The organism is Streptomyces cavernicola, assembly GCF_029968035.1.
Taxonomy (GTDB): Bacteria; Actinomycetota; Actinomycetes; order Streptomycetales; family Streptomycetaceae; genus Streptomyces; species Streptomyces cavernicola.
In genome coordinates this window covers 100,362-116,990 of sequence record NZ_JASCIQ010000007.1, presented here as the reverse complement: position 1 = coordinate 116,990, position 16,629 = coordinate 100,362, and the positions used below count along the sequence as shown (strand labels likewise).

Here is a 16,629-nt window from a genome sequence, read left to right as displayed (position 1 = left end):
GCGCGATGAATGTAGTCTAAATCTCACTAGAAGGGTTAATCCTTGCGTACCTCGCAAAGAAGGACATTTCGGAATGGCGCGTGAGCGGGAACAGCTCGACAACCCTCCTCGCGGATCAGGCTCCGAGGCGGTCTCCCAGGGTGTCCGGGCCTCCGGGGAGACCGAGCGGGACCGCCTGAGCGCAGCCGAGCTGAGACCCCTCCTCGCCACGATGATCGCCTTCCGTGACGGGGACTTCTCCGTACGGGCGGAGGTCCCGGCCGACGGAGCGACGGCGGAGCTGGCCGAGGTGTTCAACCAGATCGTCATGCGCAACGCGCACATGGCGGCGGAGCTCCAGCGCGTACGGCAGGAAGTGATCAGGGGCGGCCGCCTGGACGAGCGGCTCGCGGCCAGCCCGGGGCACGGGGCCTGGACCACCAGCGTGGACGCGGCCAACTCCCTTCTCGAAGCGCTCGTCGTGCCGGTCGGGAACGTCACGCGCGTACTCGACGCGGTCGCGGACGGCGATCTGACTCAGCGGGTCGAACTGCACGACGGCAAGCGCCAGCTCCGCGGCGATCTGCGCCGCCTGGGGCGCGGCGTGAACCGCATGGCGGACCAGCTCTCACTGTTCACCGGCGAGGTCACCCGGGTCGCCCGCGAGGTCGGCACCGAGGGCCGGCTCGGCGAGCGGGCGAAGGTGCAGGGGCTCTCGGGCGACTGGCGTTTCGTGACCGAGGCCGTGAACGCGATGGCCGCACGCCTCACCGCCCAGGTCCGCGACATCGCGGTCGTCACGACGGCGGTCGCCCAAGGGGACCTGACCCAGCACGTCACGGTCGAGGCGATGGGCGAGCTGCTCGAACTGAAGCTCACCGTGAACACCATGGTCGACCAGCTGCGGGCCTTCGCCGACGAGGTGACGCGCGTGGCCCGCGAGGTGGGCACCGAGGGGCAGTTGGGCGGCCGAGCACATGTGCCGGGCGTGTCCGGGGTGTGGAAGGACCTCACCGACAACGTCAACTTCATGGCGTCGAACCTGACTTCGCAGGTCCGCAGCATCGCCCAGGTCACCACGGCCGTCGCCAACGGGGACCTCAGCCAGAAGATCACCGTCGAGGCGAAGGGCGAGATCCTGGAGCTGAAGTCGACGATCAACACGATGGTCGAGCAGCTCTCCGCGTTCGCCGACGAGGTGACGCGCGTGGCCCGTGAGGTGGGTACGGAGGGCAACCTCGGCGGCCGGGCGCAGGTCCGCGGGGTCTCCGGGGTGTGGAAGGACCTGACGGACAACGTCAACTTCATGGCGTCGAACCTGACTTCGCAGGTCCGCAGCATCGCCCAGGTCGCCACCGCCGTCGCCCAGGGCGACCTCGGCAAGACCATCAACGTCGAGGCGAAGGGCGAGATCCTGGAGCTGAAGTCGACGATCAACACGATGGTCGAGCAGCTCTCCGCGTTCGCCGACGAGGTGACGCGCGTGGCCCGTGAGGTGGGCACGGAGGGCAACCTCGGCGGTCAGGCGCAGGTCCGCGGGGTGTCCGGGGTGTGGAAGGAGCTGACGGACAACGTCAACTTCATGGCGTCGAACCTGACTTCGCAGGTCCGCAACATCGCCCAGGTCACCACGGCCGTCGCCGACGGGGACCTGTCGAAGAAAATCTCGGTGGACGCGCGCGGCGAGATCCAGCAGCTGAAGGACACCGTGAACACCATGGTCGACCAGCTGCGCGCCTTCGCCGACGAGGTGACGCGGGTGGCCCGCGAGGTCGGCACCGAGGGCAACCTCGGCGGCCGGGCGCAGGTGCGCGGCGTCTCCGGCGTGTGGGAGGACCTGACGGACAACGTCAACTTCATGGCGGACAACCTGACTTCGCAGGTACGCAACATCGCCCAGGTCGCCACCGCCGTGGCCCAGGGCGACCTGTCGAAGAAGATCGACGTGGACGCGCGCGGCGAGATCCTGGAGCTCAAGACCACCATCAACACCATGGTCGACACGCTCTCCTCGTTCTCCTCCGAGGTGACCCGCGTGGCCCGCGAGGTGGGCAGCGAGGGCCAGTTGGGCGGCCAGGCCCGCGTCGAGGGCGTCTACGGCACGTGGAAGCGGCTCACCACCGGCGTCAACGAACTCGCCTCCAACCTCACCACCCAGGTACGCGCCATCGCCGAGGTGGCCAGCGCCGTCACCCAGGGCGACATGTCGAGCTCCATCACCGTCGAGGCACGCGGCGAGGTCGCCGAGCTCAAGGACAACATCAACCTGATGGTGTCCAACCTCCGCGAGACCACCCGCGCCAAGGACTGGCTGGAGTCCAACCTGACCCGCATGGCCGCCCTGATGCAGGGCCACCGCGACCTCGTCGAGGTCGCGGGCCTCATCCTCGGCGAGCTGACCCCGCTGGTGAACGCCCAGTTCGGCGCGTTCTTCCTGGTGGAGCAGGGCACGGGCCCCGGCGAGGACCTGCAGTTCATCGCCGGGTACGGGACCGACCAGGCCGGCGGCGGCAGCCCGCTGCCCGGTACCGGCACCCCGGGCCGCGGACTGATCGCCCAGGCGGCCAAGGAAAAGAAGCGCATCCTCGTCTCGGACGCCCCCGAGGACTACATCACCATAAGCTCCGGCCTCGGCGGGGCCCTGCCCGCCAGCATCGTCATCGTGCCGATCCTCTTCGAGGGCAAACTCCTCGGCGTGATCGAGCTGGCCTCGCTCAGCAGGTTCAGCGATGTGCACCTGGCGTTCATCGACCAGTTCGCCAACACCATCGGCGTCTCCTTCAACACCATCATCGCCAACTCCCGTACGGAGTCGCTGCTTTCGGAGTCCCAGCGGCTCACCGCCGAACTCCGGGAGCGTTCCGACGAGCTGCAGCGCTCCAACGCCGCCCTGGAGGAGAAGGCGGCCCTGCTCGCGACCGCCTCGCAGTACAAGTCGGAGTTCCTGGCGAACATGTCGCACGAGCTGCGCACCCCGCTCAACTCGCTGCTCATCCTCGCCCGGCTGCTCGCCGACAACCCGGACGGTCATCTCTCCGAGCAGGACGTGCAGTTCGCCACCACCATCCACCGCTCCGGGTCCGATCTGCTCCAGCTGATCAGCGACATCCTCGACCTGTCGAAGATCGAGGCGGGCCGGATGGACGTGCACCCGGTCGAGCTGTCCCTGGACAAGCTGCTCACCTACGTGGACGCCACCTTCCGGCCGCTGACCGTCGACCGCGGCCTGGGCTTCCGGATCACCGTCGAGGACGACGTGCCGCGCGAGCTGTACTCCGACGAGCAGCGGCTCCAGCAGGTGCTCCGCAACCTCCTGTCCAACGCGGTGAAGTTCACGCACTCCGGCTCGGTGGAGCTGCGCGTCGAGCGGGCGTCGGGCGAGGAGTTCGAGGGAGAGGCGCTGCACAACGCGGAGGCGGTGGTCGCGTTCCGGGTCAAGGACACCGGGATCGGCATCTCGCCCGACAAACTTCCCGTGGTCTTCGAGGCGTTCAAGCAGGCCGACGGCACCACCAACCGCAAGTACGGCGGCACCGGGCTCGGCCTGTCCATCAGCCGGGAGATCGCCCGGATGCTCGGCGGGCGGATCGTCGCCGAGAGCGAGCTCGGCGTCGGCTCGCAGTTCACCTTCTACTTCCCGGCACGCCACCCGGGAGGGGCCGTACCGGCGGCGGAGCCCTCAACTCCCGTACAGGAGACGGCAGTCGACGGGGTCGTGGCCTTCGGGCCCGGTGCCGCGGTTCCTGCGGCACCCGCGGCACCGCCCGTCGTGGCGCCTGGGGTGGCTGGGGTGACTGGGGTGGCGCCCGCCGTCGGAGCCGGAGCCGTGTCCGGTACTGCACCCGCCGCCGCACCCACTGCCGTACCGGCCGTCGGGCCCGACATAGCACCGGCCGGTGCGTCGCGCGCCGACGGAGGTCGGACGGCCCTGGGCCCCGACGTCGAGCTGTCCCTGGACGACGAGTTGCGGCCCGGTCCCGTCGAACTCGGCAGGGCGCGCGGCGCCACCTGGCCGCAGACGACCCGGCTCAAGGAGTGGCTCAGCGGACGCCCCGGGCAGATCCTCGCCGGCCGCCGCATCCTCATCGTCGACGACGACATCCGCAACGTCTTCGCCCTGACCCACGTACTGGGCCGCGTCGGCATCACCGTGAAGTACGCGGAGAACGGCCGCGAAGGCCTGGAGGTCCTGCAGCGCACCCCCGATGTGTCGGTGGTGCTGATGGACATCATGATGCCGGAGATGGACGGGTACGAGACGATCCACGCGATCCGCAGCACGCCCCGGCTCGCAGACCTGCCGATCATCGCGCTCACCGCCAAGGCCATGCCCGGGGACCGCGACAAGGCGATCGAGAGCGGCGCCACCGACTACGTGCCCAAGCCCGTGGACGTGGACCGGCTCCTCTCGGTGATCGTCGACCTCCTCGACCCGGAGCGCGCGAACGCGTCGAGCGGGGGCGGCTCCACGGTGGAGAACCCGACGGGAGAGCCGGTGGCGGACCCGGTGGCGGACCCGTTGGAGGAGCCGTTGGAGGGCGAGCTGTGAGCGCCGCTGCGACGGATCTCTGCAGCATCCTCATCGTCGACGACATGGAGGAGAACCTGCTGGCCTTCGAAGCCGTCCTCGGCCCGCTCCATCAGCGGCTCGTCCGGGCGAGTTCGGGGGAGGAGGCGCTCAAGGCGATGCTGCGCGAGGAGTTCGCCCTGGTCCTCCTCGACGTCGTCATGCCCGGCATGGACGGCTTCGAGACGGCCGCCACCATCAAGCGGCTCGACCAGACCAAGGACGTCCCGATCATCCTCGTGACCGGAGCCAACCCCGACGCGGACTACACGTACCGGGGGTACGCCGTGGGGGCGGCGGACTTCCTGAACAAGCCGATCGACCCGTGGGTGCTGCGGACGAAGGCCAACGTATTCCTCGAACTGCATCGGAAGAACCGGCAGTTGGCGGAGGCCGCGGCGGAGGTGGGGGAGGGGGAGCGGGTTGTGGAGGCGGTGGCGGAGCTCAACCGGATCGAGTTGCGGATCCGGGAGAGCTCGGCCCCGGCGGCGGAGCTGGCCGACCAGGTCGCCGCCGTGGGCCGGGACCTGGCGCGCCTGCGGCGGGCTTCTTCCCCACCCCGCCCCTCCCCGTAACCGGGGCTCCGCCCCGGACCCCGCTCCTCAAACGCCGGAGGGGCTGGGTTGTAAGGGGCGCGGGGAACTGCGCAGACAGCGCCGCAGGCTTTCGGGAAGGGGCGGGGCGGGGAATCAAAACGATCGGCGGTGCCCGAGCCGACCGTGCGGGACGGGCACGTACGAACGCCCTTAGCGCGCGTCCCCCTTCAACAGGTCCGAGCACTTCTCGCCGATCATCATCGTCGTGATGCACGGGTTGACCGTGACCAGGTCCGGCATCACCGAGCCGTCGGCGACGCGCAGGCCCTCCACGCCCTTGACGCGCAGGCGGGCGTCGAGCGGGGCGAACACGTCGTCGTCGGCGCCCATCTTCACCGTGCACGCCGGGTGGTAGACGGTGTTGTGGGTGTTGTGGATGTAGTCGAGGAGCTCGTCGTCGGTGCGCACGTCCGGGCCGGGGGCCAGCTCCGCGCCCGCCCAGCCGCTGAGCGCCGGCTGCTCGGCGATGCGCCGGGCCAGCTTCAGGCCGTACGTCATCACGCGGGCGTCGTGCTCATCCGTGAAGTAGCGCGGGTCGACCATCGGCTTGTCCCGGAAGTCGCGGGTGCGCAGCCGGACGGTGCCCTTGGAGCGGGCGCGGGTGACGTTCGGGGTGAGGCAGAACGCGTTGTCCGTCGTCGGGTAGCCGTGCCGGGCCGTGTTCATGTCGAACGGCACCTGGCCGTAGTGGAACATCAGGTCGGGCCGGTCGAGGCCGGGCTCGGTGTCGTAGAAGATGCCCGCCTCCCACCACTGGCTGGACCGGGTGGGCATCGGCTGCTTGGCCTCCCACATGATCACGCCCTCGGGGTGGTCCTGCAGGTTCTCGCCGACGCCGGGCGAGTCGACGAGGACGTCAACTCCGTGCTCGCGCAGGTGAGTTGCCGGGCCGATGCCGGAGAGCATGAGCAGCTTCGGGGTGTCGATCGAGCCGCAGGAGACGACGACCTCGCGGCGGGCGCGGACCGTACGGGTGTGGATCTGGTCGGGGTCCAGGTACTCGGTGCCCACGCACCGCTTCCCCTCGAAGACCAGGCGCTTCGCGCGGACGCCCGTACGCACTTCGAGGTTGGGGCGCTTGCCCATGATCGGGTGCAGGTAGGCGACCGAGGACGACTGGCGGACGTTGTTCTCGTCCGAGTTGATCTGGAACCAGTTGGCGCCGCGGATCACCGTCTTGCCGGTGTTGAACGGCGTGGTGGGGATGCCCGCCTGGGCGCAGGCCTCCAACAGGGCGTTGCCGCACGGGTCGTCCGCGCCCTTGAGGGTGCGCAGCTTCACCGGGCCCGAGCGGCCGTGGTGGTCGCCGGGGGCGTCGTTGTTCTCCAGGCGCCGGTAGAGCGGGAAGAGCTCTTCCGCGGTCCAGCCCGTACACCCGCCGGCCGCCCAGGCGTCGAGGTCCTCGGCCGGGGCCCAGAACGCGATGCACGAGTTGTGCGAGGAGCAGCCGCCGAGCACCTTGGCGCGGGCGTGCCGCATGAAGCTGTTGCCGCTGGACTGCGGCTCGACCGGGTAGTCCCAGTCGTAGCCGGACTCCAACAGGCCCATCCAGCGGTCGAGTTGGAGGACGTTGTCGTCGCCGACGTCGCTCGGTCCGGCTTCCAGGACGCAGACGGTGACGTCCGGGTCCTCGGTGAGGCGGGCCGCGACGACATTGCCTGCGGTGCCGCCGCCGACGACTACGTAGTCGAAGACTTCGGCGGATGCGGTGGCGTCGGAACTCATGAGGTGGTGACCTCCTCCAGGTCGGCGGCAGGGGTGGGCGTTTCAGGGGTCTGGGCGGCGTGCTCGGCGAGCACGCCGGTGCGGTGGCGCTGGACGAACCAGTAGTAGGCGAAGCCGCCGCCGGCGATCAGGCCGACGAACAGGACGGCGCCCCAGCGCAGATACCAGTGGTACGGGGCGGTGGCGTTGTAGACCTCGGCGCGCGGCCAGATCAGGTTGACGGTCATGGCCCCGCCCCACAGGACGGCGAGGATGTTGACGGGCAGGCCCCAGCGGCCGAGCGAGAACTTGCCCTCGGCGGGCTTCCACGTACCGCGCAGCCGGGAGATCAGCATCGGGACCGTGACCAGGAGGTACGCGGCGTAGATCATGATGATGCCGATGCTGGTGACCACCGTGAAGATCTGCGGCTGGCGGATGTTGACCACCAGGATCGCGAGCGACAGGACGCCGATGATGACGGCGGGGGCCACCGGGGTCTTGAAGCGCGGGCTGACCCGGGCGAGCAGCGAGGCCGCCGGCAGGTTGTTGTCGCGGGACATCGCGAACGCGAGCCGGATCGCCGCCGTGTGCACGGCGAGCGCGCAGACCGTCACCGCGATCAGGACGCACCAGAGCATGGCCTTGCCGGCCGTCGGGCCGAGCACGTCGAGGACGACGTACTGCAGTCCGTCCGAGGAGAGCTTCTCGCCGCGCAGCGAGGAGACGCTCATCAGGGCGAGCAGCAGGATCAGGCCGCCGAGGACGAACGAGGCGATGATCGAGCGGATGATGGCACGCGGCGCGTTCCGCGACGGGTCGAGCGACTCCTCACCGAGCGAGGCGGCGGTGTCGAAGCCGTACATCACGTACGCGGAGGCGAGCGAGGCGACGAGGAAGGCGCCGAGATAGCCGAAGGACTGGCCGTCCCCCGTGTGGGCCGTCTCGGTGACCACCTCCGGGCCGCGCACGATGTGCACCGCGAACAGGACGATCAGTACGACGGTGGCGATCAGCTCGATGAAGACGCCTGCCGTGTTGATCGTGGCCATCAGCTTCACGCCGAAGGCGTTGACGAGCGTGGTGAACAGGATCAGGACCGCGGCCAGGATCACCGCGTTGGTGGCCACGTCGTACGTGCCCGTGCCGTCCCCCACGAACTGGAAGAACGACGAGATCTGCGGCAGCGTCAGCTGATAGGCGAGGGCGACGGCCGCGATCGACACGACCGAGGCGAGCAGCATCATCCAGCCGGCGAGCCAGCCGACGTGCGGATTGCCCACCTTCTTCGCCCAGTTGTAGATCGAGCCGGCCACGGGATAGCGGGCGGCCAGCTCCGCGAAGCACAGGGCCACCATGAACTGGCCGGCGAACACCATGGGCCAGGACCACCAGTAGGCCGGGCCGCCGTTCGCGTAACCGAAATAGAAGAGCTGGAAGGTGCCGGTGAGGATGGAGATGTAGCTGATGCCTGCGGCGAAGGTATGGAAGTTGCCAAGGGTGCGCTTGAGTTCGGGGCGGTAGCCGAAGTCCTCGAGTTCGGCGTCGTCCCTGTCGCCCCTGTCGGCGGTATTCGTATTCATGCGCGTCTCCTGGGAGTCACGGCCGGCTGCGGCCACGGCCGGTCGGAAGGCGCCCGACCGGCCGTGGACTTCGGGCAGTTACGCGAACCAGCCCTGCGGGACAGGTCGGGTGTTGCGCCAGATGTGCTTCGTCTCTCGGTACTCGGCGAGCCCGGCGGGGCCGAGCTCGCGGCCGGTGCCGGACTGCTTGTAGCCGCCCCACTCGGCCTGCGGCACATACGGGTGGAAGTCGTTGATCCACACCGTGCCGAGGCGCAGGCCGGACGCGACGCGGCGGGCCTTGGCCTCGTCGCTCGTCCAGACGGCGCCCGCGAGTCCGTAGATGGTGGAGTTGGCGAGCCGTACGGCCTCGGTCTCGTCGGTGAACCGCTCCACCGTGAGGACCGGGCCGAACGACTCGTCCTGCACGACGGACATGTCGTGCGTGCAGGCGTCGAGGACCGTCGGCAGGTAGTAGTAGCCGTTGTCGTACTCCGCGCCGGCGGGCCGGGACCCGCCGCAGCGCAGCACCGCGCCTTCCTGCACGCCGCGTTCCACGTACGCCTCGACCTTGGCCAGATGGCCCGCCGAGATCAGCGGTCCGGTCTGGGCGTGCTCGTCGAAGGGGCCGCCGAGCCGGATCTGCTCGGCCCTGCGGACCACCTCGTCGACGAACCGGTCGTGCAGCGAGTCCTCGACGAGGAGCCGCGCGCCGGCCGAGCAGACCTGGCCGGAGTGCAGGAACACGGCGGTCAGCGCCATGTCGACGGCCGTCTCGAAGTCGGCGTCCGCGAACACGATGTTGGGGTTCTTGCCGCCCAGTTCCAGGGCGACCTTCTTGACCGTGCCGGCCGCGGCCGCCATCAGGTGCCGGCCGGTGTTCAGGCCGCCGGTGAACGACACCAGGTCCACGTCCGGGTGCTCGGCGAGCGGGCCGCCGACCTCGGGGCCCGCGCCGAGGACCAGGTTGGCGACGCCGTCGGGCAGGCCCGCCTCGGCGAGCAGCTTCACCAGGTGGATCGCGGTGTGCGGGGTCAGCTCGCTGGGCTTCAGGACGAAGGTGTTGCCCGCCGCGAGGGCCGGGGCGACCTTCCACGCGGTCTGCAGGAGCGGGTAGTTCCACGGGGTGATGAGCGCGCACACGCCGACCGGCTCGTGCACGACCTGGCTCTCCGCGTCCGGCACGCCGTTCTCGACGACCCGGCCGTCGTCCGCCGCCGCGAGCCGCCCGAAGTAGCGGAAGCAGTTCGCGATGTCGTCCATGTCGTACTCGCTCTCCACCAGGCGTTTGCCGGTGTCGAGCGACTCCGCGCGGGCCAGCGCGTCCTTGTCGCGGACAAGGAGGTCCGCGACGCGAAGCAGCAGGTCGCCGCGGACCGCGCCCGTGGTGTGCGGCCAGGGCCCCTCGTCGAACGCGCGCCGGGCGGCCGCGATCGCCTCCAGGGTGTCCTTGCCGCCCGCCTCGGCCACGACCGCGACGAGCGAACCGTCGGCCGGGCAGCGGATCTCGCGGGTCTGCTCCTCGCGCGGGCTCGTCCACGCGCCGTCGATGAACAGCTCAGACATGGTCGGCCCCCAGCTGCTCGGTCAGCCACTCGTGGAAAATCCCGATGTGGTGCTCGGTCGGCACCAGCACACCGCCCTTGCGGTACGCCCGCGAGGACATCGCCGGCTGGGTGCGCTCGCACGCCTCGAAGTCCTGCGCGTTGACCCGGTGGAACAGCTCCACCGACTTCGACACGTCCGCGCCCGACTCGACCACCTCCGGCGCGTACAGCCAGTCGCACTCGACGATCGTGCGGTCCTCGGCCATCGGGAACATGCGGTGCAGGATCACGTGGTCCGGCACCAGGTTGATGAACACGGTCGGCTTGACCGTCATCGCGTAGTACCGCCGGTCCTGGTCCTCGGCGACCTCCGGCAGCTTGGCGAAGCCCTCGCTGCCGTCGACGGTGAAGCCCTTGACCTCGTCACCGAACTCGGCGCCGTGCCCCACGTAGTACTGCGCCGCGTAGCCGTCCGCGAACTCCGGGAGCACCTCGGTGAGTTCGGGGTGGATCGTCGCGCAGTGGTAGCACTCCATGAAGTTCTCGACGATCAGCTTCCAGTTGGACTTCACGTCGTACGTGATGCGCTTGCCGAGCGCGAGGCCCTCGGTGCAGTACGAGTCGATGGCCGCCACATTGCCGAGGCGCTCCACGGCCGCGCCGATCACCGTCTCCTCGAAGGAGGGCGGCTCGTCGGCCAGGCACACCCAGGCGTAGCCGAGCCACTCCCGCAGGGCGACCTTGATCAGGCCGTACTCGCTGCGGTCCACGTCCGGCATCTTCGTCAGGTTGGGCGCGGCGACGAGCTTGCCGTCGAGGTCGTACGTCCAGGCGTGGTACGGGCACTGCAGGTTGCGGCGCACCTCGCCGGACTCCTCGGTGCACAGTTGGGCACCGCGGTGCCGGCAGACGTTCAGGAAGGCGCGCAGCTCACCGGTGCGGGACCGGGTGACGAGGACGCTCTCCCGGCCGACCTGGACGGTGCGGAAGGCGCCGGGTTTGGCGAGGTCGGCGCTGCGCACGGCGCAGAACCACATGGACTCGAAGATCTTCTCCTGCTCCAGGCGGAACAGTTCGGGATCGGTGTAATAGTGGCCGGGCAGCGTGGCCACGAGGCTGGGGGCGACGGGGGTCGTCGTCACGTACGTACTCCTCAACGGGACTGGTACTGGCTCAACTTGGCGGCGACAGGGGCTAGCGGCGGATGCGCGTCATCTCCGGGTCGAACAGCGGCTCATCCATCACGGTCGCCGGGACCTTCTCGCCGAAGTACTCGACGTGCACCCCGGTTCCGGAAGGCAGCACCGGCAGCCACGCGTAGGCGACGCAGCGGCCCAGGGTGTAGCCGTACGAGGCGCTGGTGACGTAGCCGGCCGGGGCGCCGTCGACGTGCACCGGCTCGTGGCCGTGCACCACGGCGGCCGGGTCGTCGAGCAGCAGCGCCGTCAACTTCCGCTCGGGCTCGCCGAGTTGGGCGAGCGCCTCCCGGCCGAGGAAGTCGCCGCCGCGGTCCATGCGGACGGCGAAGCCCACACCCGCCTCGTACGGGTTGTGCTCGGTGGTCATGTCGTGGCCCCAGGAGCGGTAGCCCTTCTCCAGGCGGAGGCTGTTGAACGCGGACCGGCCTGCCGCGATCACACCGTGCTCCTGTCCGGCCTCCCACAGCGTGTCCCAGAGCCGCAGCCCCAGGTCGGCGGTGGTGTACAACTCCCAGCCCAGCTCGCCCACGTACGACAGGCGCATCGCGGTGACGGGGACGTGGCCGAGGTGCGTCTGCTTCGCGCGGAAGTAGCCGAAGCCCTCGTGCGAGAAGTCGTCCCGGGTCAGCGGCTGCACGAGGTCGCGGGCGAGCGGGCCCCAGACGCCGATGCAGCAGGTGCCCGAGGTGATGTCGCGGACGTGCACGTCGGCGGGCGCGTGCCGCAGCAACCAGTCGAGGTCGGCGGGGGAGTTGGCGCCGAGCTGGAAGTGGTCGCGGCCGAGCCGCGCCACGGTCAGGTCGGAGCGGACGCCGCCGTCCTCGTTCAGAAGCAGCGTGTACGTGACTGCGCCCGGCTTCTTCGCGAGGTTGTTGGACGTCATGCGCTGCAGGAAGTCCAGCGCACCCGGCCCGGTGACTTCGAGCCGGCGCAGCGGCGTCATGTCGTACAACGCCACCTTCTCGCGCGTCGCCTTCGCCTCGGCCGCGGCGATCGGCGACCAGTGGCGGGCCGACCAGTCGTCCCGCTCGGGCAGCGAAATCCCCTCCGCGAGCGCCGAGTTGGCCTCGTACCAGTGCGGACGCTCCCAGCCGCCGCCCTCCAGGAACACCGCGCCGAGCTCCTGCTGCCGGGCGTGGAAGGGGCTGACGCGCAGCGGACGGGCGTTCTCGGCGGGCTGCAGCGGGTGGAGCACGTCGTACACCTCGACGAACTGCTGCGCCCCGCGGTCGTGCACGAAAGCGGGCGAGCGCTGCGCGTCCTCGAACCGGGTGAGGTCGCACTCGTGCAGGTCGAGCGAGGGTGTGCCGTCGACCATCCATTCGGCGACGGCCTTGGCGACGCCCGCCGAGTGCGTGACCCACACGGCCTCCGCGAGCCAGAAGCCGCGCAGCTGCCGGGCCTCGCCGAGCACCGGCATGCCGTCGGGCGTGAACGAGAAGACCCCGTTGAAGCCCTCCTCGACCTCCGCGTCACGCAGCATCGGCAGGAGCCACTTGCAGTCCTCCCAACTCGGCGCCCAGTCCTCCTCGGTGAACGGGTACGAGGAGGGCATGTCCATGCCGCCCGCGCGTGCCGTGTCGTAGTCGAGCAGCGCGAACGGGTCGACGGGCAGCGGCTTGTGGGCGTAACTGCCGATACCTATGCGGTCGGTGTGCTCGCGGAAGTACAGGTCGCGGTCCTGGAACCGCAGGATCGGCTTGGACGCCTCCGTACGCGGGTCGTTGACGCCTTCGAGCTCGGGCAGCGGCTTCGTCTTCGCGTACTGGTGCGCGAGCGGGAGCAGCGGTACGTCGACGCCGGCCATGCGGCCGATGACGGGGCCCCAGAATCCGGCGGCGGACACCACGTGGTCGGCGGGGAACGTGCCGCGGTCCGTGACGACGGCGGTGACCCTGCCGTCCTCCTGCTCGATGCCGGTCACGGTGTGCCGGTCGAGGAACGTCGCGCCGCGCTCCTGGGCGCGCTCCATCTGGGCGCGGGATGCGAGCAGCGCGCGGGCCAGGCCGTCCTCGGGGGTGTGGAAGCCGCCGAGCACCTTGGACTCGTCGAGGTGCGGCCACAGTTCCTTGCAGCGCTCGGCGGACACCAGCTCGCCGTTCACACCCCAGGCGGCGGCCCAGCCGGCCTTGCGGTGCAGGTCGGCCCAGCGCTCCGGGGTGGTGGCGAGTTCCAGGCCGCCGACCGGGTTGAAGCAGGAAAGCCCGTCCACCTCAAGGGAGTTGAACTTCTCCACGGTGTACTTGGCGAACTCGGTGAGGGTCTTCGAAGGGCCCGTACGGAAGACCAGGCCGGGGGCGTGCGAGGTGGAACCGCCGGGCGCGGGCAGCGGGCCCTGTTCGAGGACGGTGACGTCCGTCCAGCCGCGGGCGGTGAGCTCGTCGGCGAGCGAGCAGCCGACGATTCCGGCGCCGACGATGACGACGCGGGGGCCTGCGGAGGCCGGGCGGGTTTCGGGTGTGCTGGACATGCCCCTCCTTGGGTGGTGGGGACGGCAGGGGGACGGGGCGGGGCCCGCGGCGGCGCCGGGCCGTGTGCACGGCGGGGGCGCGGGCGCCGCGGGGCGCGCGTACGAGGCGACGGCCTCAGGTGGTGCGGGTGCAGCGCTTGCGGGAGCCTGCGGGGGCCGGGGTGGGTCCGGCGGGGGTGAACTACCGCAGCACGACGCCGAGTTGGGGCGTTCAGCGGCGGCGAAGACGGGTGGTCAGAGCACGACCACCGAGCGCAGCACCTCACCCCGGTGCATCTTGCCGAAGGCCTCCTCCACCTGGTCGAGGGCGATCGTCTCGGTGACGAAGCCGTTGAGGTCGAGCAGCCCGTAGAGGTACTGGTCGATCAGGACGGGGAAGTCGCGGGTCGGCAGGCAGTCCCCGTACCAGGACGACTTGAGGGCGCCGCCGCGGCCGAACAGGTCGATCAGCGGGATCTCGACCTTCATGTCCGGGTCGGGCACGCCGACCTGGACGAGGACGCCCGCGTGGTCGCGCATGTAGAAGGCCTGCTTGTACGTCTCCGGGCGGCCCACCGCGTCGATCGCGATGTCCACGCCGAAGCCGTCGGTGAGCGCGCGCACGGACTCGATCGGGTCGGTGCCACGGGAGTTGATGGTGTGCGTGGCGCCGAACTTCTCGGCCACGTCGAGCTTCTTGTCGTCGATGTCGACGGCGATCACCTTGCGGGCGCCGTTGAGGCAGGCGCCCGCGATGGCCGCGTTGCCGACGCCGCCGCAGCCGATCACGGCCACGGTGTCGCCGCGCTGGACGTTGCCGGTGTTCACGGCCGCCCCGTACCCGGCCATGACGCCGCAGCCGATCAGGCCCGCGGCCTCCGGGCGGGCGGCGGCGTCGACCTTCACGGCCTGGCCGGCCGCCACGAGGGTCTTCTCGGCGAAGGCGCCGATGCCGAGCGCGGGGCTGAGCGGGGTGCCGTCCAGGAGCGTCATCGGCTGGGTGGCGTTGCGGGAGTCGAAGCAGTACCAGGGGCGGCCGCGGCGACAGGACCGGCAGGTGCCGCAGGGCGCGCGCCAGGCGATCACCACGTAGTCCCCGGGTTCGAGGTCGGTGACGCCGTCGCCGACCGACTCGACGACACCGGCCGCCTCGTGGCCGAGCAGGAACGGGAACTCGTCGTTGATCGCGCCTTCCCGGTAGTGCAGATCCGTATGGCAGACACCGCAGGCCTGCACCTTGACCAGCACTTCTCCCGGGCCGGGATCAGGAACGACGATCGTCTGCACCTCGACGGGTGCGCCCTTCTTGAGGGCGACGACGGCGCGGACCTCGTGTGGCACGACCAACTCCCTGGTGATGTTGCGCAGTGCGCGATGCGTTGCGTGATGAGCGACGTTGCACACATCTTGGGAACGCGGTCGTGACGCCGTCAAGGGGTGCGGATCAAGCATTGGCAAAACGATGCTGACGCAGGGTCACCTTCCGGACACGCCTGAAGGGGTCGCGCGCGGCGCGCGAAAGCCGTACGAGAACACCCGGCCCAACGCCTCTGACCTGGTGTTCTCGTACGGCATCCCGCGGTGCGCGACGGTCAGCTCACAGGCCGTGGCCCATCCGGCGGGACAGCTCGGCGGCGGCCGCGACCGTGCGCCGGGCCAGGTCCGGCATGCGGTCCGCGGTCAGCCGGTACACCGGTCCGGAGACGCTGACCGCGCCGAGCACCTTCCCGTCGTGCGAGCGCGCGGGCGCCGCCACCGAGGCGAGTCCGATCTCCAACTCCTCCACGGCGACGGCGAAGTCCTGCCCGCCGACCTTCGCCAGCTCGGAGCGGAGCGCGGCCGCGCTGACGACCGTGCGCGTGGTGAACCTCGGCAGGGTCCGGGCGAGCAGCCCCTCGCGCAACGTCGGCGGCAGATGGGCGAGCAGCACCTTCCCGCTGGACGTGGCGTGCAGGGGCGTGCGTCTGCCGAGCCAGTTCTGCGCGGTCACCGAGGCCGAGCCTCTGGCCTGCATGATGTTGACCGCCGCGTCGTCGTCGAGGATCGCGATGTTGACCGTCTCGCCCAGCTCGTCCGCGAGGTCGCGGCAGATCGGCGCGGCCTCCTGCGAGATGTCCATCCGCGCTGCCGCCGCCCCCGCGAGGCGCAGCACGCCGGCCCCGAGGTAGTACTTGCCCCGGTCCGCGGACTGGTTGACCAGGCCCCGCTGTTCGAGCACGCCGAGCAGTCGGAATGCGGTCGACTTGTGCACCCCCAGCTCCTCGGCGATCTCCGAGACCCCGGCCTCGCCGTGCCGCGCGAGGATCTCCATCGCGCTGATCGCACGGTCCACTGACTGCACCGAGCCGGCCGACCCCCTCGACGCCCGCTCCGACTGCTTCGATCCGGACTTTTCCCGGGCGGTTCCGACGGCCTTCGCCCTGCCTGCCGTACCTGCTCTCACCTGCACTTGTTCACGGGGCATAGCTCAACTCTCACCACCTGGCGGTCGCTTGTCGGACCGCATCTGCGAGAACCCTCTTGACGTACGGGGCTCATCGACCGGATTCTGTTGCGCACGGCGCACTACGGTGCGTGATGCGAAACAGTAGGTTACTGAACGGTCCAGAACCAAGAGGGGTGCCTGTGATTCCCGTCTGCCGCCTCGAAGAGCTTCCTGAGGGCGAATCGGTCCGCGTGGACGTCGAACCGCCCATCGCCGTGTTCAACGCGGACGGAGAGCTGTACGCCATCGACGACACCTGTACGCACCAGGACGCCTCGCTCTCCGAGGGCTTCCTGGAGGGCTGCCTGGTCGAATGCCCGCTCCACGAGGCCTCGTTCGACCTGCGTACGGGCCGCCCCACCTGCCTGCCGGCCCGCCGCGCCGTGCGCACCCACCGGGTGACCGTCGACGACGGCATGATCCACGTCCACCGCAGCGACGAGGAGAACGTCGCGGCCTGAGCGCCCGCCGCCCGGCCCGCGCCCGCAGGGGGTGTCTCCCCTTGCGACCTCTCAACCCCCGGAGCCACTCCGGCCGCACC

Annotated in this window: 10 protein-coding genes; 3 read left to right on the top strand and 7 right to left on the bottom strand. The window is 70.2% G+C overall.

The genetic code is table 11. The features are described 5' to 3' along the window. Nucleotides 1–211 precede the first annotated feature (211 nt). Together QIS96_RS08970 and QIS96_RS08965 are read left to right on the top strand one after the other, a co-directional pair. Nucleotides 212–4,528: a HAMP domain-containing protein gene (locus QIS96_RS08970; protein ID WP_282542001.1), complete on the top strand. Its 4,317-nt coding sequence runs from the start codon at nt 212–214 to the stop codon at nt 4,526–4,528. A 44-nt stretch (nt 4,529–4,572) separates the two neighbouring features. Further along, complete coding sequence (locus QIS96_RS08965; protein WP_408907149.1) at nt 4,573–5,121, top strand: response regulator; 549 nt, start codon at nt 4,573–4,575, stop codon at nt 5,119–5,121. 171 nt (nt 5,122–5,292) lie between these two features. Here the strand turns inward: QIS96_RS08965 and QIS96_RS08960 are convergent, their stop codons facing one another. From QIS96_RS08960 to QIS96_RS08930, 7 genes are all read right to left on the bottom strand, one after another. After that, nucleotides 5,293–6,867: a GMC family oxidoreductase gene (locus tag QIS96_RS08960; protein WP_282541901.1), complete on the bottom strand. Its 1,575-nt coding sequence runs from the start codon at nt 6,865–6,867 to the stop codon at nt 5,293–5,295. Continuing rightward, nucleotides 6,864–8,429, bottom strand: coding sequence for an APC family permease (locus tag QIS96_RS08955; RefSeq protein WP_282541900.1), 1,566 nt, complete (start codon nt 8,427–8,429; stop codon nt 6,864–6,866). The genes QIS96_RS08960 and QIS96_RS08955 overlap by 4 nt, the downstream gene beginning before the upstream one ends. Nucleotides 8,430–8,507: 78 nt before the next feature. Beyond that, a complete protein-coding gene (locus QIS96_RS08950; RefSeq protein WP_282541899.1) occupies nt 8,508–9,974 on the bottom strand; it encodes an aldehyde dehydrogenase family protein in 1,467 nt (488 codons plus the stop codon). Then, entirely contained in the window at nt 9,967–11,097 is a 1,131-nt protein-coding gene (locus QIS96_RS08945; protein ID WP_282541898.1) for an aromatic ring-hydroxylating oxygenase subunit alpha, read from the bottom strand. The genes QIS96_RS08950 and QIS96_RS08945 overlap by 8 nt, the downstream gene beginning before the upstream one ends. 52 nt (nt 11,098–11,149) lie before the next feature. Beyond that, nucleotides 11,150–13,624: a GcvT family protein gene (locus QIS96_RS08940; RefSeq protein WP_282541897.1), complete on the bottom strand. Its 2,475-nt coding sequence runs from the start codon at nt 13,622–13,624 to the stop codon at nt 11,150–11,152. A 234-nt stretch (nt 13,625–13,858) separates the two neighbouring features. Next, the gene (locus QIS96_RS08935) at nt 13,859–14,944 is read right to left on the bottom strand and encodes an S-(hydroxymethyl)mycothiol dehydrogenase (protein WP_282541896.1); all 1,086 of its coding nucleotides are present in this window, start codon (nt 14,942–14,944) and stop codon (nt 13,859–13,861) included. A 256-nt stretch (nt 14,945–15,200) separates the two neighbouring features. Further along, complete coding sequence (locus tag QIS96_RS08930) at nt 15,201–15,944, bottom strand: IclR family transcriptional regulator (RefSeq protein WP_282541895.1); 744 nt, start codon at nt 15,942–15,944, stop codon at nt 15,201–15,203. 284 nt (nt 15,945–16,228) lie between these two features. On the opposite strand from QIS96_RS08930, the gene QIS96_RS08925 reads away from it, so the two are divergent. Continuing rightward, the gene (locus QIS96_RS08925; protein ID WP_282542000.1) at nt 16,229–16,549 is read left to right on the top strand and encodes a bifunctional 3-phenylpropionate/cinnamic acid dioxygenase ferredoxin subunit; all 321 of its coding nucleotides are present in this window, start codon (nt 16,229–16,231) and stop codon (nt 16,547–16,549) included. Nucleotides 16,550–16,629: the final 80 nt, after the last annotated feature.